This is a genomic window from Lentzea xerophila, from assembly GCF_051094245.1.
In the GTDB taxonomy this organism is placed as follows: domain Bacteria; phylum Actinomycetota; class Actinomycetes; order Mycobacteriales; family Pseudonocardiaceae; genus Lentzea; species Lentzea xerophila.
In genome coordinates this window covers 8,390,150-8,415,055 of sequence record NZ_CP194934.1, presented here as the reverse complement: position 1 = coordinate 8,415,055, position 24,906 = coordinate 8,390,150, and the positions used below count along the sequence as shown (strand labels likewise).

The following is a 24,906-nucleotide window of genomic DNA, read 5'->3' as shown; positions in this document are numbered from 1 at the left end:
CACCCGTGATCGCCGGAACAACTCAGGCCCGCACCCCGTTAGACTCAAGTGTCGGATGTCTTTGTGTCCCCCGGGCTCAACAGACAACCGCCTTCGCGGAATACCGTTCGGCTGGAGCCGCGTAGTGCGCCGCGCCGTGAGGCGACCTGGCATCCGATCCAGGGGAGCCGGACCGAGAGGTCCGGCTTTCGTGGTTTTCACGACCCCGCGCATACAGTGCAACGGTGAGAACGGTTGCGGTGGAGAAGCACCACTGGGGATCACGCCGGTTCCTCGGCATCCCCGAGTACCGCAGACTCCTCGCCACCCGCCTCGCCTCCCAGTGGGGTGACGGACTCTTCCAGGCCGGGCTCGCCGGCGCCGTGCTGTTCAACCCCGAGCGCCAGGCCGATCCGGTGGCGATCGCGGCCGGGTTCGCGGTGTTGCTGCTGCCGTACTCGCTCATCGGGCCGTTCACCGGCGCGCTACTCGACCGGTGGGACCGCAAGAAGGTCATCGTCGTGGCGAACGTCACGCGGGCCGTGTTCGTCCTGCTCACCGCCGCGGCGGTCGCGGCGGGACTGAGCGACCTCCCCCTCTACGTCTCCGCGCTCATCGTCATGGGCATCGGCCGGTTCGTCGGCGCCGGGCTGAGCGCGTCACTGCCGCACGTCGTGCCGGAAGACCACCTGGTCGAGGCGAACGCGCTGGCCACGACGGCCGGCGCGATCATGGCCGTGGTCGGTGCGGCGTGCGCGATCGGGTTCCGCACGATCCTCGGCGCCGGGGACGGCGGGTCGGCGTTGACCACCAGCATCGCCGTGGCCGGGCTGCTGCTCAGCGCGTTCATCGCCAGCCGGTTCAGGGCGGGCGTGCTGGGCCCGGACGAGGTCGACGAGCCGCCCAACGCGGTCAAGGCCGTCGCCCGCGGTCTGCTCGACGGAGCGAAGGCCACCTGGCGCACCCCGAACGTCACGGCCGCGCTCGCCGCGGTGCTCGCCCACCGGGCCGCGTTCGGCGTGAGCCTGATGCTCACCCTGCTGCTGATGCGCTACAGCCTGGAGGACGTCGGCATCCTCAAGGCCGGCATCGGCGGGCTCGGCGAGGTCGCCGTCGCGGGCGGCGCCGGTGTGCTGCTCGCCGGCATCCTCACCGACCGGATCGTCGACAGGTTCGGCACCACGCGGACCGTCTGCGGTGCGCTGCTGCTCAGCGCCGCCGCCCAGGTCGGACTGGGCCTGCCGATGACGCTGCCGACGATCTTGCTGGCCAGCTTCGTGGTCATCTTCGCCGGTCAGATCGTCAAGCTGTGCGTGGACACCGCGGTGCAGCACGACATCGGCGACGAGGTGCGCGGCCGCGTGTTCGCCCTCTACGACACGCTGTTCAACATCGCGCAGGTCACCGCGGTGACCATCACGGCGATGGTCGTCCCGCTCGACGGGCGCTCACCAGGCCTGATGCTCGCCGCCGCAGCCCTGTACCTGGTCGGCGTGGCCGCCTACCTCGCGCTGCTGTCGCGGAAACGGCAGGTGCAGCATCCCGGCCTCGTGCGCGAAAACGACCGCCGCCACCCGATCGGGTAGATCCAGGCGCCGCAGGATGTCGGCCACCTCGTCGGCCACCCGCTGCTGCCCGATGCCGAGCACCCGCGCGATCTCGTGGTCGGCGTGCCCGCGCGCGAGACAGCGCAGCACGACCCGTTGGCAGTCGGTCAGCTCATCCAGGTCAGGTACGGCAGGACCTGTGGAAAGTCCCCAAGTGAACATCGGCACCACCCCCATGCGCCCCCCTGGCGCACTCCCATGGTGCCTCCCCGCGCTGACACTTCGCTAACGCGGGGATTCCATTCACTCACAATGCGTCACGGGGCGGGCGGCGTGATCCCCTGGTCGCGCGCCCAGTCGAGCAACGCCGCCTCGGCCTCGTCGCGGTCCAGCGGCCCCTTGTCGAGCCGGAGCTCCTTGAGGAACTTCCACGCGGCACCGACCTGCGGACCCGGCGGCAGGCCGAGCAGCTTCATGATCTCGTTGCCGTCGAGGTCCGGCCGCACGCGCGCGAGGTCTTCCTCGGCCGCGATACGCGCGATGCGTTCCTCGAGAGAGTCGTACGTCCGCCGCAACAGGCTCGCCTTGCGCTTGTTCCGCGTCGTGCAGTCGGCACGGACGAGCTTGTGCAACCGCGTCAACTGGTCGCCCGCGTCCGTCACGTACCGGCGCACGGCCGAGTCGGTCCACTCGCCGTTGCCGTAGCCGTGGAAGCGAAGGTGCAGGTAGACGAGCTTCGCGACGTCCTCGGTGATCTCCTTCGAGTACCGCAACGCCCGCAAGCGCTTGCGGACCATCTTCGCGCCCACGACCTCGTGGTGGTGGAACGAGACTCCGCCGCCGGACTCGAACCTCCGGGTCGCCGGCTTGCCGATGTCGTGCAGGAGCGCCGCGATCCTCAGCACCAGATCGGGTGATTGATCAACTTCTTCAAGATCAATTGCCTGCTCCAGCACAACCAGCGAGTGGTCGAAGACGTCCTTATGTTGATGATGCTCGTCGATTTCCAGCTTCATGGCCGTGAGCTCGGGCAACACGATGTCGGCCAGCCCGGTCTCGACCATGAGCTCGATGCCGCGGCGCGGGTGCGCGCCGCACAGGAGCTTGGAGAGCTCCACCTGCACGCGCTCCGGCGTGATGCGGGCGAGCTCGCCTGCCATCGACCGCATCGCCTCCACCACCCGCGGCGCCGCCGTGAAGCCGAGCTGCGAGACGAACCGGGCGGCACGCAGCATGCGCAGCGGGTCGTCGCCGAACGACTCCTGCGGGGTCGCCGGTGTGTCCAGCACCCCGTCCCTGGCGGCCTGGATGCCTCCGGTCGGGTCGACGAACTCGCGGGCGGCGACGTCGAACGCCATCGCGTTGACGGTGAAGTCGCGCCGGACCAGGTCGCCGTCGATCGAGTCGCCGAAGGTCACCTCGGGGTTGCGGGTCACGCCGTCGTAGACGTCGGCGCGGAAGGTCGTGATCTCGATGATCTCGCCCTTCTTCGACGCGCCGACCGTCCCGAAGGCGATGCCGGTGTCCCACTGCGCGTCGGCCCAGCCGCTCAGCAGCCGCTGGATCTCCGCTGGTCGGGCGTCCGTGGTGAAGTCGAAGTCGTTCGTCGGGCGTCCCAGCACGGCGTCGCGCACACTTCCACCCACGAGGTAGAGGCGCTTGCCGCCGGCTGCGAACCGAGCGGCGAGCTCAGCGACGACTGGAGTGATGGCGGGAGCTTCCACCGTCACATTCTGCTGGAGCGATCGAGACACGAGAAACCAGCGTACTTAACGTTCGTAAGTACGATCGGCCGTATGCCCCCGTCAGCCGCACGATCCGGAGGAGGCCCGAAGCCGGGCCGCCGGAGGAGGCGCAAGAGCCGGAGGCTCAAGACCGTCGACGAGACGTCGGCAGGTGGCCTGGTGCTCGACGGCGAGCAGCGGGCCGCGGTGATCGGCAGACTTGACCGGCGAGGCCGGTTGCTGTGGTCTTTGCCCAAGGGTCACATCGAGGCAGGCGAGACCGCGGAACAGACCGCGGTGCGCGAGGTCGCCGAGGAGACCGGTATTCATAGCAGGGTGCTGCGCCCGCTGGGGTCGATCGACTACTGGTTCGTCGCGGACGACCGCCGGGTGCACAAGACGGTTCACCACTTCCTCCTCGAAGCACTGGGAGGAGAGCTTTCCGACGAAGACGTGGAGGTCACCGAGGTGGCGTGGGTGCCACTCGGCGAACTGGACGAGCGACTCGCGTATGCCGACGAGCGCCGCCTGGTCCGCCGAGCAGTCGAACTGCTCGCCGGCCGCTGCCGCAACGGGGCGGAGTCGGCGTGAGGCTGAAGAAGCTCGTCTGCACAGCCGCTGCAGCCGCGTTCCTGCTGACCGCGACGCCGCCGGCGGGCGCCGTCGAGCAGTCCCAGCCGGACGAGATCGACGCGCTGCCGTTCCTGCCCGCTCCCGCCACCCAGGTGTGGGCGACCAGATCGCTCTCCGCCCAGCCCGGCCAGCAGGAGCAGCAGTTCCTGCGGCTCGACATCGACCAGCTCACCCCCCGGTTCGTCACGAGCGACTCGCCGTCGACCGTCAAGATCACCGGCAAGATCGTCAACGTCGGTGACCGCAAGGTGTCCGACATCGTGCTGCGCCTGGAGCGCGGCGAGCCGCTCGACACCGAGGACGACCTGCGCAAGGCGCTGCGGGAACCCGCGGCGGCCGAGGCCGTGCAGCCCAGGTTCACCAACGTCGCCACCGTGCTCGAGCCCGGCCAGCAGAAGGACTTCTCGCTCGAGGTGCCGTTGCGCGGCTCCGAGCCCACGTCCATCGCGATCGAGCAGCCGGGCATCTACCCGATCCTCGCGAACGTCAACGGCAAGCCGGACTACGGCGGCCAGGCACGGCTCGCGGCGCTGTCCACGCTGCTGCCCGTGCTCGGGGTGCCGGGAGGCGAGACGAAGGCCAAGCCGGGCGCGGCCGCGAAGCTCACCGTGCTGTGGCCGATGTCGGACCGCCCCCGGCTCGTCCGGCTCGGCGGCGCCGGCCAGTCGGAGCTGATCGACGACGAGCTCGCGGCGTCGCTCTCGGTCAACGGCCGGCTGTACGGCCTGTTGCAGGCCTACGAGCAGGCGATCTCGTCGATGAGCACGGCCATGTGCGTCGCCATCGACCCCGACCTGCTGCGCACCGTGCAGGCCATGAGCACCGGGTACAAGGTGCGCGGTGGCGCCGAGGGCACGGGGATGGTCGAGGCCAAGCTGTGGCTGGACCGGCTCAAGCTCGCCGTCACCGGCCGGTGCGTCGTGGCACTGCCGTACGCCGACGCCGACCTTGTGGCGTTGAACAGGGCGAAGCTCGGCACCATGCGCACGCTCGCGGTGACCGACGGCCCCAAGCTCATCCAGGACGTCCTGTCCGTTCGGCCGCTGCCCGACGTGGTGTGGCCGGAGGACGGCGTGCTGGACCAGTCGACGTTCGACGAGCTGGTCACCCCGCAGCCGGACCAGGGCTACACCGGTGTGAAGTCGCTCCTGCTCGACCCGACCGGCCTGACCGACGCGCCGGGCACCGCTCCCGTCGGCATCGGCGGCGAGCACCCGGTGACCGCGGTGAAGATCGACTCGATGGTCTCGGACGCGCTGCAGGGCAGTGAGTCACGCCCGCGCACGCTGTCCGGCGTGGCCGCACCGGTCGAGGGCCAGCCGGTGTCCGTGCAGAACGCGCTGGCGGTGCTGGTGTTCCGCGCCGGGTGGCAGGGCGACGGCCGCAACGTGCTGGTCGCGCCGCCCCGCCGCTGGCACGCGCCACTGTCGGAGATGACCGAGTTCCTCGCCACCGCCCAGAAGCTGCTGACCGGCGGCTACGCGGCCCAGACCGGGCTCGAGGAGCTGACCGGCTCCACCCCGGCGGTCACGAACGCCAAGGTCGCCTACCCGCCGGAGGCCGGCGCGCGGGAGATCTCGTCGATCATCACGACCTCGGTGACCAACCAGACCGTGCAGCTCAACGGCCTGGTCGCGGCCATGCAGCAGGAGGACAGCGCGCACGCCTCGCCCGCCGACCTGGCCGACCCGCTGTGGCTCGGCCTGCTGCGCGCGATGTCCGGCGCCTGGCGGTCGAACGAGCAGGGCGCCAGGTCCGCGGCCGAGATCAGCCAGGCCGAGATCGACGCGCTGACCGGCATGGTCGGCGTGACGCAGCCGAACAGCCCGATCCTGCTCGGTTCGGGTGACAGCCCCATCCCGGTCACGATCACGAACAAGCTCGACGTCCGCGTGACCGTCCGGATCGAGCTCGCCGACACCCCCGGCATCCGCGCGCTCGACCTCGCCGACCAGGTGCTCCCCGCCCGCGGCGAGCGCGTCGTGCGGGTCCCGGTCGAGGTGCTGCGCTCCGGCCGGTTCCCCGTCAACGTCCGGCTGACGACTCCGGAGGGCGTCCCGCTCGGTGACACTGTCAAGCTTGAGGTGTCGTCGTCCGCCTACGGCACGATCACGGTGATCATCACCGTGATCGCCGGGATCGCGCTCGTCCTGCTTTCCGGTCGGCGCATCTACAAGCGGGTCCGTGCTCGCAACGGCGAGAACGGCGCGGCACCGTCCATCGAGAACGTCACACCGGAGAAGTCGAGCGCGTGAGCGAGACAGCCACGACCACCGAACCAGAGATTCCGCAGCAGCAAGGCCCCTCGGTAGCCAGGGCCAGCGGCTCGATGGCCATCGCGACCATCGTCAGCCGCGTCACCGGCCTGCTGTCGAAGGTTCTGCTGGTGGCGGCGCTGGGCATCGGCACGCTCAACGACTCCTACCAGGCCGCGTCGACGCTGCCGACGATGATCAACGAACTCCTCCTCGGCGGCATCCTGACCAGCGTGGCGATCCCGCTGCTGGTCCGCGCCGAGAAGGAGGACGGCGACGGCGGTGAGTCGTACGCGCAGTGGCTGATCAGCATGGGCACGGCGATCCTGGCCGTCGGCACGGTGGTCGCGGTGGCCTGCGCGCCGCTGCTGACCTCGCTGTTCATCGCGGACTCGCCGAACGCGAACCGCGACCTGGTCACCGCGTTCGCCTACCTGGTGCTGCCGGGCATCGTGTTCTACGGCCTGACCGCGCTGATCGGCGCCGTCCTCAACGCCCGGCACGTGTTCGGCCTGCCCACCTGGGCGCCGGTGCTGAACAACCTCGTCGTGATGCTCGTCCTGGGCGTCTACTGGCTGCTCCCCGGCGACATCACGCTCGACCCGGTCTCCATGACCGACAGCCACGTCCTGGTGCTCGGCCTCGGCACCGCGCTCGGAGTCGCCGTGCAGGCGCTGGTGCTGGTCCCGGCGCTGCGCAGGACCGGTTTCCGCTTCAAGTGGCGGTTCGGCTGGGACTCGCGGCTCGCCGAGTTCGGCAGCCTCGCCTTCTGGGTGCTGCTCTACGTCATCCTCGGTTTCGCGAGCATGACGGTGCTGACCAAGGTGGCGACGCACGGCGACGGCGCGCTGACGGCGTTCAACTTCCAGTGGCTGATCGCCCAGGTGCCGTACGGCGTGCTCGGCGTGTCGCTGCTGACCGCGCTGATGCCGAAGATGAGCCGGGCGGCCGCGAACAACGACAACGACTCGATCGTGCGCGACCTGCTGTTCGGCAACCGGATGTCGACGATCCTGCTGATGCCGTTCAGCGTGCTGATGACGGTCTCCGGTGTGGCCATCGGTCTCGCCGCCTTCGGGTTCGGCAGGTCGGGTGTGTCCGGCGGTACGGCGGTCGGCCTGGCGCTCGCGCTGTCCGCGTTCGGCCTGGTGCCCTACGCGGTCACGCTGCTGCAGCTGCGGGTCTTCTACGCGATGAAGGACGCGCGCACGCCGACGTTGATCCAGGCGTTGATCGTGGCCGTCCGGATCGGCCTGTTGTACTTCTTCCTCGCGGTGTCCGAACCCGAGCAGCTCGCCGTCGGCGTGTCGCTCGCGATGTCGCTCAGCTTCGTCTTCGGCGCGGTCGTCGGTCAGGTGTGGCTGCGCATCCGCCTCGGACGCCTGCGCACCGGCTTCACCATCTGGACCGTCTGCCTCACGGTGGTCGCGTCCGCGATCGCCTTCGCGGTGGCCAAGGGCGTGAACTCGCTGGCCCTGGGCGCGATCGGGTTCACGAACCCGGTTGTAGCCGCCTGGTTCGAGGTCGTTCTGGTGACACTGATCGGTCTGCCGCTCGCGTTCGGCCTTTTGGCCGCGTTCCGGGTACCCGAGATGAAGCCGGCGATCGAGAAGATCAACCGTTTGGTGCGGCGGCGATGACTCCAGCCCGTGACCGTCGTCCCGTACTCTCGATCCTGTGAGTAGCGGAGTTCACGCCGCCCTGGTTCCCGGCGGCGTCATCGGCAACGGCCGCTACCGCCTGCTCGCGAAATCCGGGGCGGACGCCAGGTCCAACGCGGAGCTGTGGCGCGGCAGGGACGGTCAGCTCAACCGGGACGTGGCGCTGACGGTGCTGCTGGGCGACCTGGCGGACAACGACGCAGCCGCCCGCGCCCGCCGGACGGTCGAACGCGCGATGCACGCGGCGTCGTTCACGCACCCCGGCGTGTCCAGGGTGATCGACGTCCTCACGCCCGGCACCGGCATCCGGCCCGACGAGGGCATCCTCGGCATGGTCATCGCCGAGTGGACCCAGGGCACAGACCTGATGGACCTGATCGCGGAGGGCCCGCTGCCGGCGGGCGCCGCGACCCGCCTGCTAGAACCGCTGGGCGCCGCGATCGAGGGCGCGCACCACGCTGGTCTCGTGCTGGGCGCCGACCACCCACAACGCATCCGGGTCACGTCGGACGGCCGCCTGCGGCTCGCGTTCCCCGGTCCCCGGCCGGACGCGATCGCGCGCGACGACGTCAAGGGTCTCGGCGCGATCCTGTACCTGCTGCTCACCGGCCGCTGGGCGCTGCCGGGCGGTCCGAACGGCGTGCCGGCCGCTCCGACCGGGCCGGACGGGACCGTGGTCGCACCGAACGCGTTGCACCCGTACCTGCCGCACGAGCTGTCGTCCGTCGCCGTGCGGTCGCTGGAAGACACGTCGGTGGGCGGCATCCGCACGTCCGCCGCGATCCTGCAGGTCCTGGACCAGATCGCGGCCGAGGAAGCCGAGACCTCGCTCATCCCGGCCGTGGCGGCGTCACGCGACGACGACGACCAGGTCGTGTGGACGACACAGCGTCCACGGCAGGACAAGCAGCAGAAGAAGAAGCTGTGGATCAGCGTCGGGGTGCTCGCCGTGGCCACGCTGACCGTGATCGTGTGGCTGAGCGTGCAGATCGTCGGCTTCTTCAGCGACGAGCCCTCCAAGGGCGGCGGCCCGACCGTGGTGATCAACCAGCCGGGGTCGAACGGCCAGTCCGCGCCTCCGCCCGCACCCGCCGGTCCGGTGCAGCCGGCGCAGATCGGCGTCTACGACGTGACGAACCAGCCCGACAACGCGAACCAGGCGAGCCGGGCGGTCGACACCAACACCGACACGTTCTGGCGGACCGAGAACTACTTCCAGCCCTTCCCGGCCCTGAAGCCGGGCATCGGGCTGATGGCGTCGTTCGCCGAACCGGTGAAGCTGGCCTCGGTCACCCTCACGTCGCCCAGCAAGGGCACGAAGGTCGAGATCCGGGCCGCGTCCTCGCTGGACGCGCCGCTGGAGGAGACCAAGGTCATCGGGGTCGCCGAGCTGTCGGACGGGCAGACGCAGATCCAGCTCAACGACCACGAGCCGACCGCGCACATCCTGATCTGGATCACGCAGCTGTCGAACGCGGGCGGCGGCAAGAACCAGTCCGAGATCCGAGAGGTCCTCTACACCCGCGCACAGTGACATTGGCCGCTGGCGCGGCGGCGAGGTCGCCGGGAAGTCGGCCGTCCGCCCGACTCGCTCGTGCCGAAATGGGCTCCGCCGATTCCGGCACGAGCGGGTGACCGGACGACCGACGCGACCTCGCGATCCCGCTCGGCCCCCGGATCGAACCTGACCGGCTGACGTGTGATCACTCTCGCTATCCTCCCCAGCGTGACCGCCGCAGCCAGCTCGGACGCCGATCTCATCTCGGCCCACGCCGCAGGTGACCCCTACGCGTTCTCGGAGCTGGTCAAACGGCACCGAGACCGGATGTGGGCCGTCGCGTTGCGCACGCTGCGCGACCCGGAGGAGGCGGCGGACGCGCTCCAGGAGGCGTTCATCTCGGCCTTCCGGGCAGCGTCGTCGTTCCGCGCGGAGTCACAGGTCACCACCTGGCTTCACCGGATCGTGGTGAACGCGTGCCTCGACCGGATGAGACGGCGACAAACAAGACCGACAGTGCCGCTGCCCGAGGCAGGCCCCGGCGAGCCCGTCGCGCCTCGTGACGCGATGAGCGACCGGGAGACGAGCCTCATCGTGCAGCAGGCGTTGATGGAGCTGCCGGAGGAGCAGAGGGCGCCCATCGTGCTGGTCGACGTCGAGGGCTACTCCGTCGCGGAAACGGCGCAGCTCCTGGGCATCGCGGAGGGCACGGTCAAGAGCCGGTGCGCGCGGGGTCGCGCCAAGCTCGCCAAAGTTCTCGGGCACCTCAGGAACCGAATCGCAGATGCGAACGTCCCAGCTGACGGTGTGAATGTGCAAGAGCAACGTCAGTGGGAGGGCCGATGACCGGCATGGAGCGCGTGCCGATGGGTCCGCCGTGGTCTGTGGACCTCATCGCGGATCTGCACGCGGGCGTGCTGCCCCCTGAGGTCGCCGCACAGCTGCGCCCGAGGGTGGAGGCGGACGCCGAGGCCAGGGAGATCCTCCAGGCGCTCGACGCCACGCTGGAGGACCTGCGTTCGTTGCCGCCGATCCCGATGCCCGACCACGTCGCGGCCAGGATCGACGCCGCACTGGCCGCCGAGGCCCGTCCCGCCGCACCGGTCGTGTCGCTGGACGAGGCCCGCAAGCGCCGCAACCGCAGGCTCGGCCTCGGTGGCGGCGTGCTGGTCGCCGCGGCCGCCGCGTTCGGCATCGTGTTCGCGGTCTCGCCCGGCGGGGACCAGGCGAACACGCCGCCGGCGGCGCAGGACCGGCCCACGACGAGCGCGAGCGTGTCGGCCGAGCCGCCGCTCGCCGTGTCGTCGGACGACCTGGGTTCCGTGGTCGGTGAGGTGCTCAAGGCGCAGAACTACGGCCCGCTGGAGACCCCGGACCGCCTTTCCGAGTGCCTGAAGGGCGGCGGCATCGCGAGCTCGGGGAACCCGCTCGGCATCAGCCCGATTGACCTTGAGGGCAAAGATGCGGTGATGGCGATCCTGCCGGCTGGTCTCGGGCAGTACCGGCTGGTCGTGCTCGATCCGAAGACCTGTGGACCGGACAAGCCCGAGGGTGTTCTGGCGAACACCACCATCGGAGCGCGGTAGTCGCTCACGTCACGGAATTAGCTGCACCTACGATCCGTTGAGCGAGTCAGACGACGAGATCGAGGAGCTGCAGAGCCGTGAGCTTGCGCAACGTGATCATCATTGGATCGGGCCCGGCGGGCTACACCGCGGCGGTCTACGCGGCACGCGCTCAGCTGGAACCCCTGGTCTTCGAGGGGTCGCAGTACGGCGGCGCCCTGATGACGACGACCGAGGTCGAGAACTACCCCGGGTTCCGCGACGGCATCATGGGCCCCGAGCTCATGGAGCAGATGCGTGAGCAGGCACAGCGCTTCGGCGCCGAGCTGCGTGCCGAGGACGTCGAGTCCGTCGAGCTGACCGGTGAGGTCAAGAAGGTCGTCGCGAACGGCGTCGAGTACGAGGCCAGGGCCGTCATCCTCGCGATGGGTGCCGCGGCCAGGTACCTGAACATCCCCGGCGAGCAGGAGCTGCTCGGCCGCGGCGTGTCCGCCTGTGCGACGTGCGACGGCTTCTTCTTCCGCGACCACGACATCGCGGTGGTCGGCGGCGGCGACACGGCGATGGAGGAGGCCACGTTCCTCACCCGCTTCGCGAAGTCGGTGACGGTCATCCACCGTCGCGAGGAGTTCCGCGCCTCCAAGGTCATGCTGGAGCGCGCCCGCGCCAACGACAAGATCAAGTGGCAGCTGAACACCCAGGTCACCGACGTGCTGGGTGACGGCACGGTGTCCTCGATCAAGGTCAGGGACACCCAGACCGGTGCCGAGTCCGAGCTGCCCGTGACCGGCTTCTTCCTGGCGATCGGCCACGACCCGCGCTCGGCGCTGGTCAAGGGGCAGGTCGACCTGGACGAGGAGGGCTACGTCCTGACGAAGGACAAGACCTCCTACACGAACCTGGACGGCGTGTTCGCGGCAGGCGACCTCGTCGACCACGAGTACCGCCAGGCGATCACCGCCGCCGGCTCCGGTTGCAGCGCTGCGATCGACGCGGAGCGGTGGCTCGCCGAGCACGGCGAGGAGCACGCCGAGATCGCCGCCGAGGCCGTCGGTGGCGGCTACGGCAAGAGCAACTGAAGTTCCTTCTGCGAGATCTTTTAGGGAGAGCAACATGGCAGGCGCCACCGTCACGGTGACCGACAAGACGTTCGCTGACGATGTGCTGACCAGCGAGAAGCCCGTGCTGGTCGACTTCTGGGCGACCTGGTGCGGCCCGTGCAAGATGGTTGCGCCGGTGCTGGAGGAGATCGCGGCCGAGCACGGCGAGAAGATCACCATCGCCAAGGTCGACATCGACGCCAACCCGTCGATCGCGCGTGACTACCAGATCATGTCCGTGCCGACGCTGATCCTGTTCCAGGGCGGCCGTCCGGTGAAGCAGATCGTCGGCGCGAAGCCCAAGGCCGCGCTGCTGAACGACCTGCAGGACGTCCTGGCCTGACGAAAAAGTTGCGAGGGCTGAGAAGTCCCTTGCAACGCGCAACGTGACCCGCCCGTCTATCGATAAGACGGGCGGGTCACGTTCGTTTCGAGTACCGAGAACGTGATCTCGGTACAACTGTGAGTAGCCCTGCATCGATCACTGAGCGCGGCAGGGCACAATGAGGGCTTCCCAACTGACGCGCCGACCAAGTTCGGCGCCCTAGTCGAGCGAGGGTGCATGCAGCTGCTCCGCCGCGGGGACGTCGGAAGTGATGTTGCCGAGATCCGGTCGACTCTGACCAGGCTTGGACTGCTTCCGCCGGCCGACCCACAGGCGCCGCCGGTGTTCGACCAGCAGGTCGAGCACGCCGTGCGCGCGTTCCAGCAGCAGCGGGGGCTGATCATCGACGGCATCGTGGGCCAGGCGACCTACCGCTCGCTGCGCGATGCGACGTTCTCACTCGGCGACCGCCCGCTCGCGTTCCTGATGTCCCAGCAGACGACCGGCGACGACGTGCTGGTGTTGCAGGAACGCCTGCTGGAGCTCGGCTACGACGCCGGGCGCGCGAACGGCGTGTTCGGCCAGCAGACCGAGCAGGCGTTGCGCAACTTCCAGCGCGACTACGGCCTGATCGTGGACGGCATGTGCGGCCCGGACACCGTGCGCGCGTTGCGCCAGCTCCAGCCGAAGGTCCGCGGTGGCCGTCCGGTGCTGCTGCGCGAGCAGGAGCGGGTCCGCAGTGCCGGGTCGCGCCTGTCCGGCAAGCGGATCGTCATCGACCCCGGTCACGGCGGTGAGGATCGCGGCGTGGTCGTGGACGGTGTGTCCGAGGCCGACCTGATGCTGGACCTCGCGCGCCGGCTCGAGGGCAAGATGGCCGCCACCGGCATGGAGGCGTTGCTCACACGCGGTCCGGACAACTGCCCGGACGAGGCGGAACGCGCCCGGTTCGCGAACGAGGCCGGCGCCGACCTGATCCTGTCGTTGCACAGCGACGGCAACTCGTCGCCGAACGCGCAGGGCGTGGCGACGTTCCACTACGGCACCGGCAACGGCACGTCGTCGACCGTCGGTGAGGCGCTGGCCGGGTTCATCCAGCGTGAGGTCACGGCCCGCACGACGATGTCGAACTGCGGTTCGCATCCGAAGACGTGGGACCTGCTGCGGCTCACCCGCTGCACGGCCGTCCGCGTCGAGGTGGGCTATCTGACGAACGCCGAGGACCGTGCTCGGCTCGCCACGCCGGGGTTCCGCGACATCGTCGCCGAGGGCATTCTCGTGGCGGTGAAGCGGCTCTACCTGCTCGGCAAGGACGACCAGCCGACGGGCACCTTCACGTTCAACGACCTGTTGCGCTACGAGATGTCGAAGAGCTGATCTGACAAAAAAAGTCCCCTCGCTCCGTGCGAGGGGACTTTTTTGTTGCCTTAGACCGGTCGGAAGCTGGGTTCCGCCGTGGAGACGGTGACGCTGTTGAGAAGGCGCTCCAGGGCGGCCTCGACGTCTTCCTTCCAGGTGATGGAGCTGCGCAGCTCCATCCGCAACCGGGGCCAGCGCGGGTGCGGCCGCACGGTCTTGAAGCCGACGCTCGTGAGGAACTCCGCGGGCGTGACGCAACTGGGCTCTTCGTCGTTCGGGCGCATGTCACCGAACGCCTCGATGGCCTTCACGCCACGACGCGTCAGATCCTTCGCCACGGCCTGAACGAGCACGCGCGCGAGTCCTCCCCCTCGGAACTCCGGGAGAACGTCCAGCGACGTCATGAGGACCGCGTCCGGGCTCACCGGGGACGTCGGGAAGGCGGCGCTACGCGGAACGGCGGCCGGTGGTGCGTAGAAGACCGAACCAGCCGGAATGCCATCGCAGTAAATGAGCCGGCCGCAGGAACCCCATTCGAGCAGGACGCTGGAGACCCAGGCTTCCTTCTCGAACTCGGTGTCGCCGTATTCCTCAGCCTGTTGGCGCAGGTGAGGAGCCAGCTCCCAGAAAACGCACGTCCTGCTGTGCTTGGAGAGATGCTCCAGGTTGTCCAGCGTGACGCCCACGACGCGACGGGACACCCCGACCTCCAGCCGTTAACACACACAGTGAACCCATACGAGGGTAGGCGAATGTGACGGAACCCGGAAGGCGCGTGCCCTGAACGGGACGACGGTTACACTCGCTCGGGACATTTCCTATTCAGGAGTCCCACATGACTGTGTCCGGACAGCCCGCCAAACAGGGCCCCAGAAGCCTTGACCCCCACCTCCGCCGCTACGCAGCGCGCACGGCAGGGATGACGGCGTCGGAGATCCGGGCACTTTTCGCAGTCGCGTCGCGTCCCGAGGTCGTATCGCTCGCCGGCGGCATGCCGCACCTCGCCGCGCTGCCGTTGGAGTCATTGTCCGCGGAGATCGGCCAGCTGGTGGCCACCGAGGGTCTGGTGGCGCTGCAGTACGGCTCGGCGCACGGTGTTCCGTTGCTGCGAGAGCAGATCTGCGAGGTCATGGCGCTGGAGGGCATCAACGGCCACCCGGATGACGTGGTGGTGACCGTGGGCTCGCAGATGGCTCTCGACCTGGTCACCCGGATCTTCTGCGACCCCGGTGACGTGGTGATCGCCGAGGGGCCGTCGTACGTCGGCGCGTTGGGCTCGTTCACCGCCTACCAGGCGCAGGTCGTGCACGTCGCGATGGACGCTCACGGGCTCGTGCCGTCGTTGCTCCGAGAGGCGCTGGAGGCGTGCAAGCGCGCTGGTCAGCGGGTCAAGTTCCTCTACACGATCCCGAACTTCCACAACCCGGCCGGCGTGACGCTGGCCGTGTCGCGGCGGGCCGAGATCCTGGAGATCTGCCGCTCCTACGGCGTGCTGGTCGTGGAGGACAACCCGTACGGGCTGCTCGGGTTCGACGGCCAGACGTATCCGGCGCTGCGGTCGATGGACCCGGACAACGTCGTGTACCTCGGATCGTTCTCGAAGACGTTCGCCGCCGGTCTGCGGGTCGGCTGGGTGTTGGCGCCGCACGCGGTGCGCGAGAAGCTGGTGCTGGCGGCCGAGTCGGCCACGCTGTGCCCGCCGACGCTCAACCAGATGGTCGTGTCGCGGTACCTGTCGACCCAGGACTGGAAGGGTCAGATCAAGACCTACCGCGAGGCGTACCGGGAGCGGCGGGACGCGGCCGTCTCCGCCCTCGAGCAGCACATGCCGCAAGGTTCCACGTGGAACATTCCCGACGGCGGCTTCTACGTCTGGGTGACGGTGCCGGAGGGCATCGACACCAAGGCGATGCTGCCCAGGGCCGTGACAGCCCGCGTGGCGTATGCGTCCGGCACCGGGTTCTACGCGGACGGCTTCGGCTCCCGCCAGCTGCGGATCTCGTACTGCTACCCGACGCCGGAACGCATCCGAGAGGGCGTCCGCCGGCTGGCGAACGTCATCGAGGAGGAGATGGAGCTGGCTGTGACCTTCGGGGCGACGCCGGGCCGTCAGCTGTCCGGTCCGCAGACCCCGTCGCCTGACACCGCCTGATCTTTCTTTGGAGTTGTGCTGTGGCTGACCGCATGGTCGCTGTGCTGTCCGGTGGGCTCTCCCACGAACGCGAGGTCTCGATCCGTTCCGGCCGCCGTCTGTCGGCTGCGCTGCGGTCGGCGGGCGTGACGGTGGAGGAGTGGGACGCCGACGCCTCGTTGCTGACGCGTCTCGAGTCGAACCGGCCGGACGCCGTCGTCGTCGCGCTGCACGGCGGCGAAGGCGAGAACGGGTCGGTGCAGGCGGTCCTGGAGATGTTCGGTGTGCCGTTCGTCGGCACCGACTCGCGGGCGTGCCGCCGGGCGTGGGACAAGCCGACCGCGAAGGCCGAGCTCGCTCGGTCTGGGTTGGCGACTCCCGAGTGGATCGTGCTGCCGCACGCGACGTTCCGGGAACTGGGTGCCAAGCCGGTGCTCGACGCGATGGTCTCGACGCTGGGGCTGCCGTTGATGCTGAAGCCGGACCAGGGCGGGTCGGCGCTGGGCGCTCAGGTCGTCCGGGACGCCGCGGAGCTGCCGCCGGCGATGGTCGGTTGCCTGGCGTACGGCGACACCGTGCTGGCCGAGCAGTTCATCTCCGGGGTGGAGGTGGCGGTGGCCGTCGTCGACGGTCCCGATGGTCCTTCGGCTCTGCCCGCCGTCGAGATCGTTCCGGAGAGCGGTGTGTACGACTACACGGCTCGGTACACCGCGGGGCTGACCGACTTCCACTCGCCGGCTCGGCTGGACCCCGCGTCGGCCAAGGCGGTGGGGGAGCTCGCGGTGGCGGCGCACCGGTTGCTCGGGCTGCGGGACGTGTCGCGGACCGACGCCATCGTGGCGGAGGACGGGACGGTCTACTTCCTCGAAGTGAACGTGTCGCCCGGACTGACCGAGACGTCGCTTCTGCCGATGGCCGTCGAAGCGGCGGGGCAGTCGTTGGGTGAGATTTACGCCGGTTTGATCGAGCGTGCTGTCGCTCGTTGATCTCTGTTTCATAGGTGACGCCCCGTATCCGTTTGGATGCGGGGCGTCATCGTCACCGTGACATAAGGCCCGTGGGTGATCCTATGGGGCTACTCCGATGTCCGAATTGTCGTATTCGGGCTGATCATGCCGACGATGCGTTCAAGATCGTCAACTGACCCGAACTCGACGACGATCCGGCCCTTTCGCTGCCCGAGTTCGACCTTCACGCGGGTGTCGAAGTTGTCCGAGAGGCGCTCGGCGAGCTCCTGCAGACCGGGCGCGTGCATCTGCTTGCGGGGAGCGGGCTTGGCCTTCGCCGGCTTCTCGTTCTTGGCGATCGTCACCGCTTCCTCGGTCGCGCGGACCGACATGCCCTCGGCGATGATCCGTGCCGCGAGGTCCTCCTGCGCTCCCGCGTCGTCCAGACCGAGGAGTGCCCGCGCGTGTCCGGCGCTCAGCACGCCGGCCGCGACCCGTCGCTGCACGGGAAGGGGAAGCTTCAGCAGCCGGATGGTGTTCGTGACGACGGGCCGGCTGCGACCGATGCGGTCCGCCAGTTCCTCGTGCGTGACCCCGAACTCCTCGAGCAGCTGCTGGTACGCCGACGCCTCTTCGAGCGGGTTCAGCTGGACGCGGTGGATGTTCTCCAGCAACGCGTCGCGCAGCATCACGTCGTCAGCGGTCTGCCGCACGATCGCCGGGATGGTCTTGAGCCCGGCCTGCTGGGTGGCCCGCCACCGGCGCTCGCCCATGACGAGCTCGAAGGTGTCCCCGGTGAGCTCGCGGACCACGATCGGCTGCATGAGCCCGAACTCCTTGATGGAGAACGAGAGCTCGTTGATCGCATCCGGGTCGAACACCTGGCGCGGCTGCTTGGGGTTGGTCTTGATCGCGGTGACCGCGATCTCCCGGTAGACCGCGCCCGCGACCTCCCCGACGGGCTGCGGGGCCTGGGCCTTGGCGGCCCCGTTGCCGGCCGCTGCGGGCCGGACGGCGCTGGGCGCACCGGCCGGAGGCCCCTGTGGAATGAGTGCGGCCAGCCCGCGCCCGAGTCCACCCTTGCGCTGCTCCGTCATGCGCCCTCCCTCTTGGCCCCGCGGATCGCGATCTCCTTCGCGGCGTCGAGGTAGCTCATCGACCCGCGCGAGCCCGGGTCGTACGTCAACACCGTCTGACCGAATCCTGGTGCCTCGGAGACCTTCACGCTGCGCGGAATCACCGTCTTGAGGGCGACGTCGCCGAAGTGGCTGCGCACCTCGCTGGTCACCTGGTCGGCGAGCTTCGTGCGGCCGTCGTACATCGTGAGGAGGATCGTCGAGATGCCGAGGTCCGGGTTGAGGTGCTGCTGCACGAGCTCGATGTTGCGCAGCAGCTGGCTCAGTCCCTCCAGCGCGTAGTACTCGCACTGGATGGGGATCAGCACCTCCTGCGCGGCGACCATCGCGTTGACCGTCAGCAGGCCGAGGCTCGGCGGGCAGTCGATGAAGACGTAGTCGGGCTGCAGCTGGTCGAGCGCCTCGGGGGAGAGCGCCTCCTTGAGCCGCGACTCGCGGGCCACCATCGAGACGAGCTCGATCTCGGCGCCGGCGAGGTCGATCGTCGCGGGCACGCAGAAGAGGTTCGGCGACGTCGGGCTGACCTGAGCCGCCTCGGCAATGGAGATCTCGCCGATCAACACCTCGTAGACGCTCGGGGTGCCGCTGCGGTGCTCGACCGCGAGCGCCGTGCTGGCGTTGCCCTGCGGGTCGAGGTCGATCACGAGCACCTTGAGCCCGTGGATCGCGAGCGCCGCAGCGAGGTTCACCGTGCTCGTCGTCTTGCCGACGCCACCCTTCTGGTTGGCGACGGTGATCACCCGGCGATGAGTCGGGCGGGGGAGCAGTGACTCGTCGGGGTGCAGCACGCTTGCCGCACGAGCCGCCTCTTCTGCAATCGGGGTCCACACCACGGCGCTGTCATCTCCGTTGTTGGTCGGCTTCGGCTTGGTCTGAGGGGTGACGGTTTCACGTGGAACATCGGCGGATTGGAACTCCGGGTACACGCTCACCGATCCCTCCTCGTCTGGCGCTCGACGATCAGCACCGTCGTCGGCACCTCAAGTACATCCACTCCCACCGCGACGACCCTCGGGTTGGCGCCGCCGGCTTTGAGCACCGCGGCACCGTCGCGTTCGAGCTCCTCCTGCGCGCGCTCACCCTTGAGCGCGACCATGCGTCCGCCACCCTTGAGGAGCGGAAGGCACCACTTCGTCAGCTTCTCGAGCGGCGCGACGGCCCGCGCGGTCACCGAGTCGCAGTTCAGCAACTGCTTGCGAACCGGCCCTTCCTCGGCGCGGCCGCGGAGGACCGTCACGTTGTCGAGGTGCAGGCGCTCTACTACCTCTTCGAGCCACGCGATGCGGCGCGCCATCGGCTCCAGCAGCGTGATCCTCAGGTCGGGTCGCGCGATGGCCAGTGGCACACCCGGCAGCCCCGCGCCCGAGCCTACGTCGACGACACGTTCGTTGGGCGCGAAGAGCTCCTCGATCACCGCCGAGTTGAGCACGTGCCGATCCCAAATCTTGTCGACCTCGCGGGGACCGATGAGTCCACGCTCGACGCCGTGCTCCTCCAGGAGCCTGACGAACTCGGCGGCACGGTCCACGTGCTCACCGAAGACGAGCTTCGCGTTGTCAGGCAACTCCCCGGCCATGTTCTCCGTCCGTGAGCGTTTCACGTGAAACCACGCGGCGGCGGTGGTGCGGCGGCCGGTGGAAAGCTGGCGAATGCCAGGGGACCATCATGACGGATCTACCGTGGGGTCTGCCAAATCCTGGGGGCGGTTTCACGTGAAACTTTGGGGAAGTTGGGTTCGGCGCTTCTGTGGTGGGTCAGTTTCACGTGAAACGGGGCCGGTTGCGTGCGGGGCGGGTGCGGGTTGCGTTGGCTGGTTCCTGTTCCAGCGGAGGGGGCGGCTGGCTTGCGGGCGGTCACCTTGCGTTGGTGGTCGCCGCTGTTGTTGCCGAGCCGGGTCGAGTCATCGCCGCTTCGCGACGATTGCGATTGGGGCTTGACCTTGAGCCTCTGGCGGGATGCATTCATCGGCCTAAACGGCCGGGCATAAGGAGCCCGGCCGATCCCTTCAACGGTCGCACCCCGCCCCTCAAGGTCAAGCCCCAATCGCCGGGCTGGGCACGTCATCACCGGTTGCCCGCCGCCGGAGTGCTCGGTCGTCTCGGCTGCGCCATTGGCCCTGTATGGGTTGCCGGTGGGTCGCCGGGGGGGTCACGTCGCGTCGCCTTGTCGCGCTCCGCGCTCCTCGGCTCGTCGTGCGTCCCGCCTCGCCTCTCCCTCTGGTCCGGGACAGCAAACGGCCCCTGGTTCCCGATCGTGGGAGCCAGGGGCCGTGGTGGTGCGGTGCGTGTCAGGGCTTGGGGAAGATGATTACCCGGCGCTGCGGCTCTTCGCCTTCGCTCTCGCTGTGCACGCCGGTGACCGAGGCGACGGCGTCGTGGACGACCTTGCGCTCGAAGGGCGTCATCGGGTGCAGGCGGGCTCGTTCGCCGGAGGCGAGGACCTTCTCGGCGGTGGTACGGCCCAGTTCGGCCAGTTCTGCTCGGCGGCCTGCTCGCCACTGGGCGATGTCCAGCATCAGGCGGGAGCGGACTCCCGTTTCCTGTTGTACTGCCAGGCGGGTTAGTTCCTGCAGCGACTCCAGGACGTTGCCTCGGGGGCCCACCAGCTTGGCCAGGTCCTCGCCGCCGTCGATGCTGACGATGGCTCGGCCGCTTTCCACGTCCAGGTCGATGTCGCCGTCGTAGTCGAGCAGGTCCAGCAGGCGCTCGAGGTAGTCGCCCGCGATGTCGCCTTCCTGGACGAGCAGGTCTTCGGTCTTGCTCTGCGACTGCGGCTCGGCTGAGGTCTCGGCCTCGGCCGGCGACGACGCCTCCACGTCGTCGGTCGCCTGCAAGGTCTCCGACACGATGTCTCCTCTCCGGGGCAACGCCCGAAATCAGCGGCGCTTCTTGCTGCCCGGCTTCTTGCTGGTGGATCGGCCTGGAGTCAGGCCGGGAATCTCGGTGTTGGAGTTGCCGTTGGTGGCGTCCGGTGACGACGGCTTCGACGGGCCGCTCGGGCCTGCGGTCGGCATGCGCTTGGCGCCGTTCGCGGGCTTCGCGCCGGGTGCGGGCTTCGCTCCTGGGGCGGGCTTCTTCGGGTTCACCGGCTTCGCGCCCGGCTTCGGGGCGAGGGCCTGGCGGGTCTCGACGATCGTGGCCTTCTTCTCTTCCTCTTCGGCGTCGATGCGCTTGTAGACGAAGTGCTGCTGGCCGAGGGTCCACGCGTTGTTGGACAGCCAGTACAGCAGGATCGCGACGGGGAAGAAGAAGCCACCGACGAGGACGCCCACGGGGAAGATCCAGAGCGTCAGCTTGTTCATGATGGCCGTCTGCGGGTTGTCCATCGCGGCCTGGTTCTGGCGGGCCACCGAGTGACGGGCCGTGAAGTGGGTCGCGATGGACGCGACGATCATCAGCGGCACGGACACGAGGATGACGTTCAGGCGCTCGGTGCCGAACTGCGCGAGCTGGTCGGCCGGCATCGTGATGAAGGTCGAGAGGTTCGTGCCGAAGAGCTTGGCGTTGACGAACGAGTCGACGCCCTGCTTGTCGAAGAAGTAGACCTCGCCCCAGCCGGGCCTGAACGAGCGCAGCACGTGGAACAGACCGATGAACACCGGGATCTGCACCAGCATCGGCAGGCAGCCGCCGAGCGGGTTGACGCCGTGCTCGGACTGCAGCTTCTGCATCTCCTGCGCCTGGCGCTGGCGGTCGTTCGGGTACTTCTTCTTGATCTTCTGCATCTCCGGGGCGAACTCCTGCATTCGCCGCATGGAGCGCACCTGGCCGACGAACGGCTTGAAGAGGATGGCGCGGAGGGTGAAGACCAGGAAGATGACGGCCAGCGCCCAGGCGAACCCGCTCGATTCACCGAAGACCTTGCCGAACACCCAGTGCCAACACCACAAGATGAAGGACACCGGGTAGTAGATGAAGTTGAGCACGGAGCTACTCCTCGGTGGATACGTCGGGGACCTGCCGCCTCGGCGGAACGGGGTCCAGGCCTCCAGGGTGCCAGGGTCCGCAGCGCAGCAACCGGCGGATGGTCAGCCAGGTTCCTCGAAGCGCACCGTGGACGGTCAGGGCTTCCACCGCGTAAGCACTGCAGCTCGGGTAGAAGCGACAGGTCGGTGGCAGCAGCGGCGAGATGAACTTCCGATAGAAGTGCACCGGCAGCAGCGCGACCTTCGCGGGCAACGTGGTCATCGCAGCACCTTGCGCAGGGCAGAGGAGAAGTCGGCGGCGAGCTCCTGGCTCGACGCCTCGGCTGCTGGAGCCAACGCGCGGACCACGACGAGAGTTCCCGGTGGCATCTCTGCCAGGATCGGGCGCACGATGTGACGCAGACGTCGGTACACGCGATGGCGGACCACCGAGTTGCCGACGGTCTTGCTCACGACGAAGCCCACCTTGGACGAATCCAAGGTGGGCACGTCGGGCTTCAAGGCATGGACGACCAACCGGGGTCGTCCGGCGCGGCGGCCTCGGCGGACCACCAGGCCGAAGTCCTGGCTACGGGTGAGCCGGGCGGCCGGGGGTAGCACGACGACGCTGCGCTTACCAGCTGCTGTCAGGCGGACAGCGTGGCACGGCCCTTGCTACGGCGCGCGGCCAGAATGGCGCGGCCGGCGCGGGTCCGCATACGCAGCCGGAAGCCGTGCGTCTTCGCGCGGCGGCGGTTGTTGGGCTGGAAGGTGCGCTTACCCTTGCTCACGGTCGGTTCTCCCGGTGCTTCACTGCTTACAAAGCCTGTGTGGTCGCCCCCGATGGCAGTGGACGTAGGCGCGCGAAAGGCGCCCGTCGCAAGCGGGAGACTCGTACGAGGGTACGCACCCCCGGGTGCGCCGACCAAATCGGGGTGGCCGACGCCACGTCTTGTGAGGCGTGCCGGGCCTTGTTACCGTTCTTCCCTCGCGCATGCCGGGTTGGCGTGGGAGCCGCCACCGTACCGGCAACACAACGCACCTTTTAGTGCACAGTTGTGGATAACTCTGTGGATACCTCTATTCTCCGTGTCCACGGTGGAGTCTTGGGCTCCGGTGGAGGGGAGGGGAGCGCGGAGGTGTCGAACCAGCAGGTCGATCTTGGTCTCGTGTGGGCCGAGGTGGTGCAGGAGCTCGCGACGAGCCACCTGTCTCCCCAGCAGCGCGCGTGGATGAGGGTCACCCGTCCCATCGGGTTGCTGGACGGAACGGCACTGCTCGCAGCTCCCAGCGACTTCGCGAAAGAGGCGATCGAACGCGCACTGCGCGACCCGATCACCGCCGCGCTGTCCCGCAGGCTCGGCCGTACCGTCTCCCTCGCGGTGAAGGTCGACTCGCCGGAACCGGTGAGCCCGGTGACCCCGCCGACCACACCCATCCCGGTCCAGGCCGTTCAGCCGGTGTCGGCGCTCCAGCCGATGCCGGTCGGTGACGCGCCGGTTCCCGTTCTCGCCGAGGAACCCGAGGAAGAGGTCGACGAGGCCGGCGACGCGCTCGCCGCCGTCACCGAGATCTGGCCCACCTTCAACACCGCGAACACGGCGGGCGCCGCGACGCCGAACGGGAACCTCCCCTACACCCGGCCCGCGAACCCGTCGCCGTCGCAGACCAGGCTGAACGAGAAGTACAACTTCGACACGTTCGTCATCGGCGCGTCGAACCGGTTCGCGCACGCCGCCGCGGTCGCGGTGGCCGAGGCTCCGGCCCGTGCGTACAACCCGCTCTTCATCTGGGGTGAGAGCGGCCTCGGCAAGACGCACCTGCTGCACGCCGTCGGGCACTACGCCCAGCGCCTGTTCCCCGGCATGCGCGTGCGGTACGTGTCGACCGAGGAGTTCACCAACGACTTCATCAACTCGCTGCGCGACGACCGCAAGGTCGCCTTCCAGCGCCGCTACCGGGACATCGACGTTCTACTCGTCGACGACATCCAGTTCCTGGAGGGCAAGGAAGGTACGCAGGAGGAGTTCTTCCACACGTTCAACACGCTCCACAACACGAACAAGCAGATCGTGGTGTCGAGCGACCGGCCGCCCAAGCGGCTGGAGACGCTGGAAGACCGCCTGCGCACGCGGTTCGAGTGGGGCCTGATCACGGACATCCAGCCGCCCGAGCTGGAGACGCGCATCGCGATCCTGCGCAAGAAGGCGGCCCAGGACCGGCTCGCGGCCCCGGCCGAGGTGCTGGAGTTCATCGCCGCCCGCATCGAGCGCAACATCCGCGAGCTCGAAGGCGCGCTCATCCGCGTCACGGCGTTCGCGTCGCTCAACCGCCAGCCGGTCGACGTCCAGCTCGCCGAGATCGTGCTGCGCGACCTGATCCCGGACTCGCACGCGCCGGAGATCACCGCGCCGACGATCATGGCGGTCACCGCCGAGTTCTTCGGCGTCACGATCGACGACCTATGCGGCCCCGGTAAGACGAAAGCGCTCGCGCAGGCGCGGCAGATCTCCATGTACCTGTGCCGCGAGCTGACGGACCTGTCGCTGCCGAAGATCGGCCAGACGTTCGGCGGCCGCGACCACACGACGGTCATGCACGCGGACAAGAAGATCCGCAAGGAGATGGCCGAGCGCCGGCGGATCTACGACCAGGTCCAGGAACTGACGTCCCGGATCAAGCAGCGCGCTCGCCACGCTCCCTGATCCCACCCGGGTGACAACGAAGGGGTCCTCCATCGCGGAGGGCCCCTTTTTCGTGCGCCCGCGACGGGCCGGGGACGGCGGTGGGCGGGGCGACGGCGGGCGCCTGGGGACGCGGCTGCGGCTCGGCGGGGAGCACCCGGGGACGAGTTCCGCGGAGCGATGGGATGCATCAGCGCGTGCGGCTCCAACCACCACCACGCGCGACGCACGTACCCGGGTAGACGAGGCCCGCCCGGCCGCGCGGGGAAGGCTTTCTGTTCGCCCCAGGCACTCGAAGGGGTGGGGACAACTGGAAAAACATGAGACCCAGGCCACGATCTGGCCACGGAAGCCTGTTGAACACCCGGGTACAACTGCCCCGCACCCGGGGACGCACCCGGGGACAACTGTGGACGATCTGTGGATCGAGACCTGTGCACAACTGGTTGTCCCCGGGT

At 68.9% G+C, this 24,906-nt stretch carries 23 protein-coding genes and 1 pseudogene; 13 read left to right on the top strand and 11 right to left on the bottom strand.

The genetic code is table 11. The features are described 5' to 3' along the window. Positions 1-224: 224 nt before the first annotated feature. Positions 225-1,565, top strand: coding sequence for an MFS transporter (locus ACRSBM_RS40430; protein ID WP_434451985.1), 1,341 nt, complete (start codon positions 225-227; stop codon positions 1,563-1,565). Between the two features lie 27 nt (positions 1,566-1,592). Here the strand turns inward: ACRSBM_RS40430 and ACRSBM_RS40425 are convergent. Both ACRSBM_RS40425 and ACRSBM_RS40420 read right to left on the bottom strand, forming a co-directional pair. Next, positions 1,593-1,748: pseudogene (locus tag ACRSBM_RS40425) on the bottom strand (hypothetical protein); the annotation flags it as partial. A 95-nt stretch (positions 1,749-1,843) separates the two neighbouring features. Further along, complete coding sequence (locus ACRSBM_RS40420; RefSeq protein ID WP_434451984.1) at positions 1,844-3,250, bottom strand: CCA tRNA nucleotidyltransferase; 1,407 nt, start codon at positions 3,248-3,250, stop codon at positions 1,844-1,846. 72 nt (positions 3,251-3,322) lie between these two features. Between ACRSBM_RS40420 and ACRSBM_RS40415 the strand changes: the two genes are divergently transcribed. From ACRSBM_RS40415 to ACRSBM_RS40375, 9 genes are all read left to right on the top strand, one after another. Then, on the top strand, positions 3,323-3,841 hold the full coding sequence (locus ACRSBM_RS40415) for an NUDIX hydrolase (protein WP_434451983.1): 519 nt from the start codon (positions 3,323-3,325) through the stop codon (positions 3,839-3,841). Further along, on the top strand, positions 3,838-6,138 hold the full coding sequence (locus ACRSBM_RS40410) for a DUF6049 family protein (RefSeq protein ID WP_434451982.1): 2,301 nt from the start codon (positions 3,838-3,840) through the stop codon (positions 6,136-6,138). Before ACRSBM_RS40415 ends, ACRSBM_RS40410 begins: the two co-directional genes overlap by 4 nt. Further along, complete coding sequence (murJ, locus tag ACRSBM_RS40405; protein ID WP_434451981.1) at positions 6,135-7,778, top strand: murein biosynthesis integral membrane protein MurJ; 1,644 nt, start codon at positions 6,135-6,137, stop codon at positions 7,776-7,778. Before ACRSBM_RS40410 ends, murJ begins: the two co-directional genes overlap by 4 nt. A 37-nt stretch (positions 7,779-7,815) precedes the next feature. Next, complete coding sequence (locus ACRSBM_RS40400) at positions 7,816-9,333, top strand: protein kinase family protein (RefSeq protein WP_434451980.1); 1,518 nt, start codon at positions 7,816-7,818, stop codon at positions 9,331-9,333. A gap of 192 nt (positions 9,334-9,525) precedes the next feature. Next, positions 9,526-10,143 carry an RNA polymerase sigma factor SigM gene (gene sigM / locus ACRSBM_RS40395; RefSeq protein WP_030465635.1) on the top strand — a complete coding sequence of 206 codons (618 nt, stop codon included), beginning with the start codon at positions 9,526-9,528 and terminating at the stop codon, positions 10,141-10,143. Further along, the gene (locus ACRSBM_RS40390; protein ID WP_434451979.1) at positions 10,140-10,883 is read left to right on the top strand and encodes a hypothetical protein; all 744 of its coding nucleotides are present in this window, start codon (positions 10,140-10,142) and stop codon (positions 10,881-10,883) included. The genes sigM and ACRSBM_RS40390 overlap by 4 nt, the downstream gene beginning before the upstream one ends. Before the next feature lie 77 nt (positions 10,884-10,960). After that, positions 10,961-11,941 carry a thioredoxin-disulfide reductase gene (gene trxB / locus ACRSBM_RS40385; protein WP_434451978.1) on the top strand — a complete coding sequence of 327 codons (981 nt, stop codon included), beginning with the start codon at positions 10,961-10,963 and terminating at the stop codon, positions 11,939-11,941. Positions 11,942-11,975: 34 nt separating this feature from the next. Further along, complete coding sequence (trxA, locus tag ACRSBM_RS40380; RefSeq protein WP_434451977.1) at positions 11,976-12,305, top strand: thioredoxin; 330 nt, start codon at positions 11,976-11,978, stop codon at positions 12,303-12,305. Between the two features lie 219 nt (positions 12,306-12,524). Further along, positions 12,525-13,664 carry an N-acetylmuramoyl-L-alanine amidase gene (locus tag ACRSBM_RS40375; RefSeq protein ID WP_434451976.1) on the top strand — a complete coding sequence of 380 codons (1,140 nt, stop codon included), beginning with the start codon at positions 12,525-12,527 and terminating at the stop codon, positions 13,662-13,664. Between the two features lie 50 nt (positions 13,665-13,714). Here the strand turns inward: ACRSBM_RS40375 and ACRSBM_RS40370 are convergent, their stop codons facing one another. After that, a complete protein-coding gene (locus ACRSBM_RS40370) occupies positions 13,715-14,347 on the bottom strand; it encodes a GNAT family N-acetyltransferase (RefSeq protein ID WP_434451975.1) in 633 nt (210 codons plus the stop codon). A gap of 134 nt (positions 14,348-14,481) precedes the next feature. Between ACRSBM_RS40370 and ACRSBM_RS40365 the strand changes: the two genes are divergently transcribed. Further along, positions 14,482-15,798: a PLP-dependent aminotransferase family protein gene (locus ACRSBM_RS40365; protein WP_434451974.1), complete on the top strand. Its 1,317-nt coding sequence runs from the start codon at positions 14,482-14,484 to the stop codon at positions 15,796-15,798. 20 nt (positions 15,799-15,818) lie between these two features. After that, the gene (locus ACRSBM_RS40360; RefSeq protein ID WP_434451973.1) at positions 15,819-16,763 is read left to right on the top strand and encodes a D-alanine--D-alanine ligase family protein; all 945 of its coding nucleotides are present in this window, start codon (positions 15,819-15,821) and stop codon (positions 16,761-16,763) included. Positions 16,764-16,852: 89 nt separating this feature from the next. On the opposite strand, the gene ACRSBM_RS40355 is transcribed toward ACRSBM_RS40360, so the two are convergent. The 8 genes from ACRSBM_RS40355 to rpmH all read right to left on the bottom strand — a co-directional run bounded on the left by ACRSBM_RS40355 (position 16,853) and on the right by rpmH (position 22,555). Next, on the bottom strand, positions 16,853-17,821 hold the full coding sequence (locus ACRSBM_RS40355) for a ParB/RepB/Spo0J family partition protein (protein ID WP_434451972.1): 969 nt from the start codon (positions 17,819-17,821) through the stop codon (positions 16,853-16,855). Next, a complete protein-coding gene (locus tag ACRSBM_RS40350) occupies positions 17,818-18,693 on the bottom strand; it encodes a ParA family protein (protein ID WP_434453430.1) in 876 nt (291 codons plus the stop codon). The genes ACRSBM_RS40355 and ACRSBM_RS40350 overlap by 4 nt, the downstream gene beginning before the upstream one ends. 95 nt (positions 18,694-18,788) lie before the next feature. After that, positions 18,789-19,436 (bottom strand): 16S rRNA (guanine(527)-N(7))-methyltransferase RsmG, encoded by a 648-nt coding sequence (gene rsmG, locus ACRSBM_RS40345; RefSeq protein WP_434451971.1) that lies wholly within the window; start codon positions 19,434-19,436, stop codon positions 18,789-18,791. A gap of 711 nt (positions 19,437-20,147) precedes the next feature. Further along, complete coding sequence (locus tag ACRSBM_RS40340; protein WP_434451970.1) at positions 20,148-20,705, bottom strand: protein jag; 558 nt, start codon at positions 20,703-20,705, stop codon at positions 20,148-20,150. A 30-nt stretch (positions 20,706-20,735) separates the two neighbouring features. Beyond that, complete coding sequence (gene yidC / locus ACRSBM_RS40335) at positions 20,736-21,785, bottom strand: membrane protein insertase YidC (protein WP_434451969.1); 1,050 nt, start codon at positions 21,783-21,785, stop codon at positions 20,736-20,738. Positions 21,786-21,789: 4 nt separating this feature from the next. Beyond that, on the bottom strand, positions 21,790-22,047 hold the full coding sequence (gene yidD / locus ACRSBM_RS40330; RefSeq protein ID WP_030480223.1) for a membrane protein insertion efficiency factor YidD: 258 nt from the start codon (positions 22,045-22,047) through the stop codon (positions 21,790-21,792). Continuing rightward, entirely contained in the window at positions 22,044-22,337 is a 294-nt protein-coding gene (gene rnpA / locus ACRSBM_RS40325; protein WP_434453428.1) for a ribonuclease P protein component, read from the bottom strand. The genes yidD and rnpA overlap by 4 nt, the downstream gene beginning before the upstream one ends. Before the next feature lie 74 nt (positions 22,338-22,411). Next, entirely contained in the window at positions 22,412-22,555 is a 144-nt protein-coding gene (rpmH, locus tag ACRSBM_RS40320) for a 50S ribosomal protein L34 (RefSeq protein WP_030465619.1), read from the bottom strand. Between the two features lie 348 nt (positions 22,556-22,903). Between rpmH and dnaA the strand changes: the two genes are divergently transcribed. Further along, a complete protein-coding gene (gene dnaA, locus ACRSBM_RS40315; RefSeq protein ID WP_434451968.1) occupies positions 22,904-24,469 on the top strand; it encodes a chromosomal replication initiator protein DnaA in 1,566 nt (521 codons plus the stop codon). The last annotated feature ends 437 nt before the right edge of the window (positions 24,470-24,906 follow it).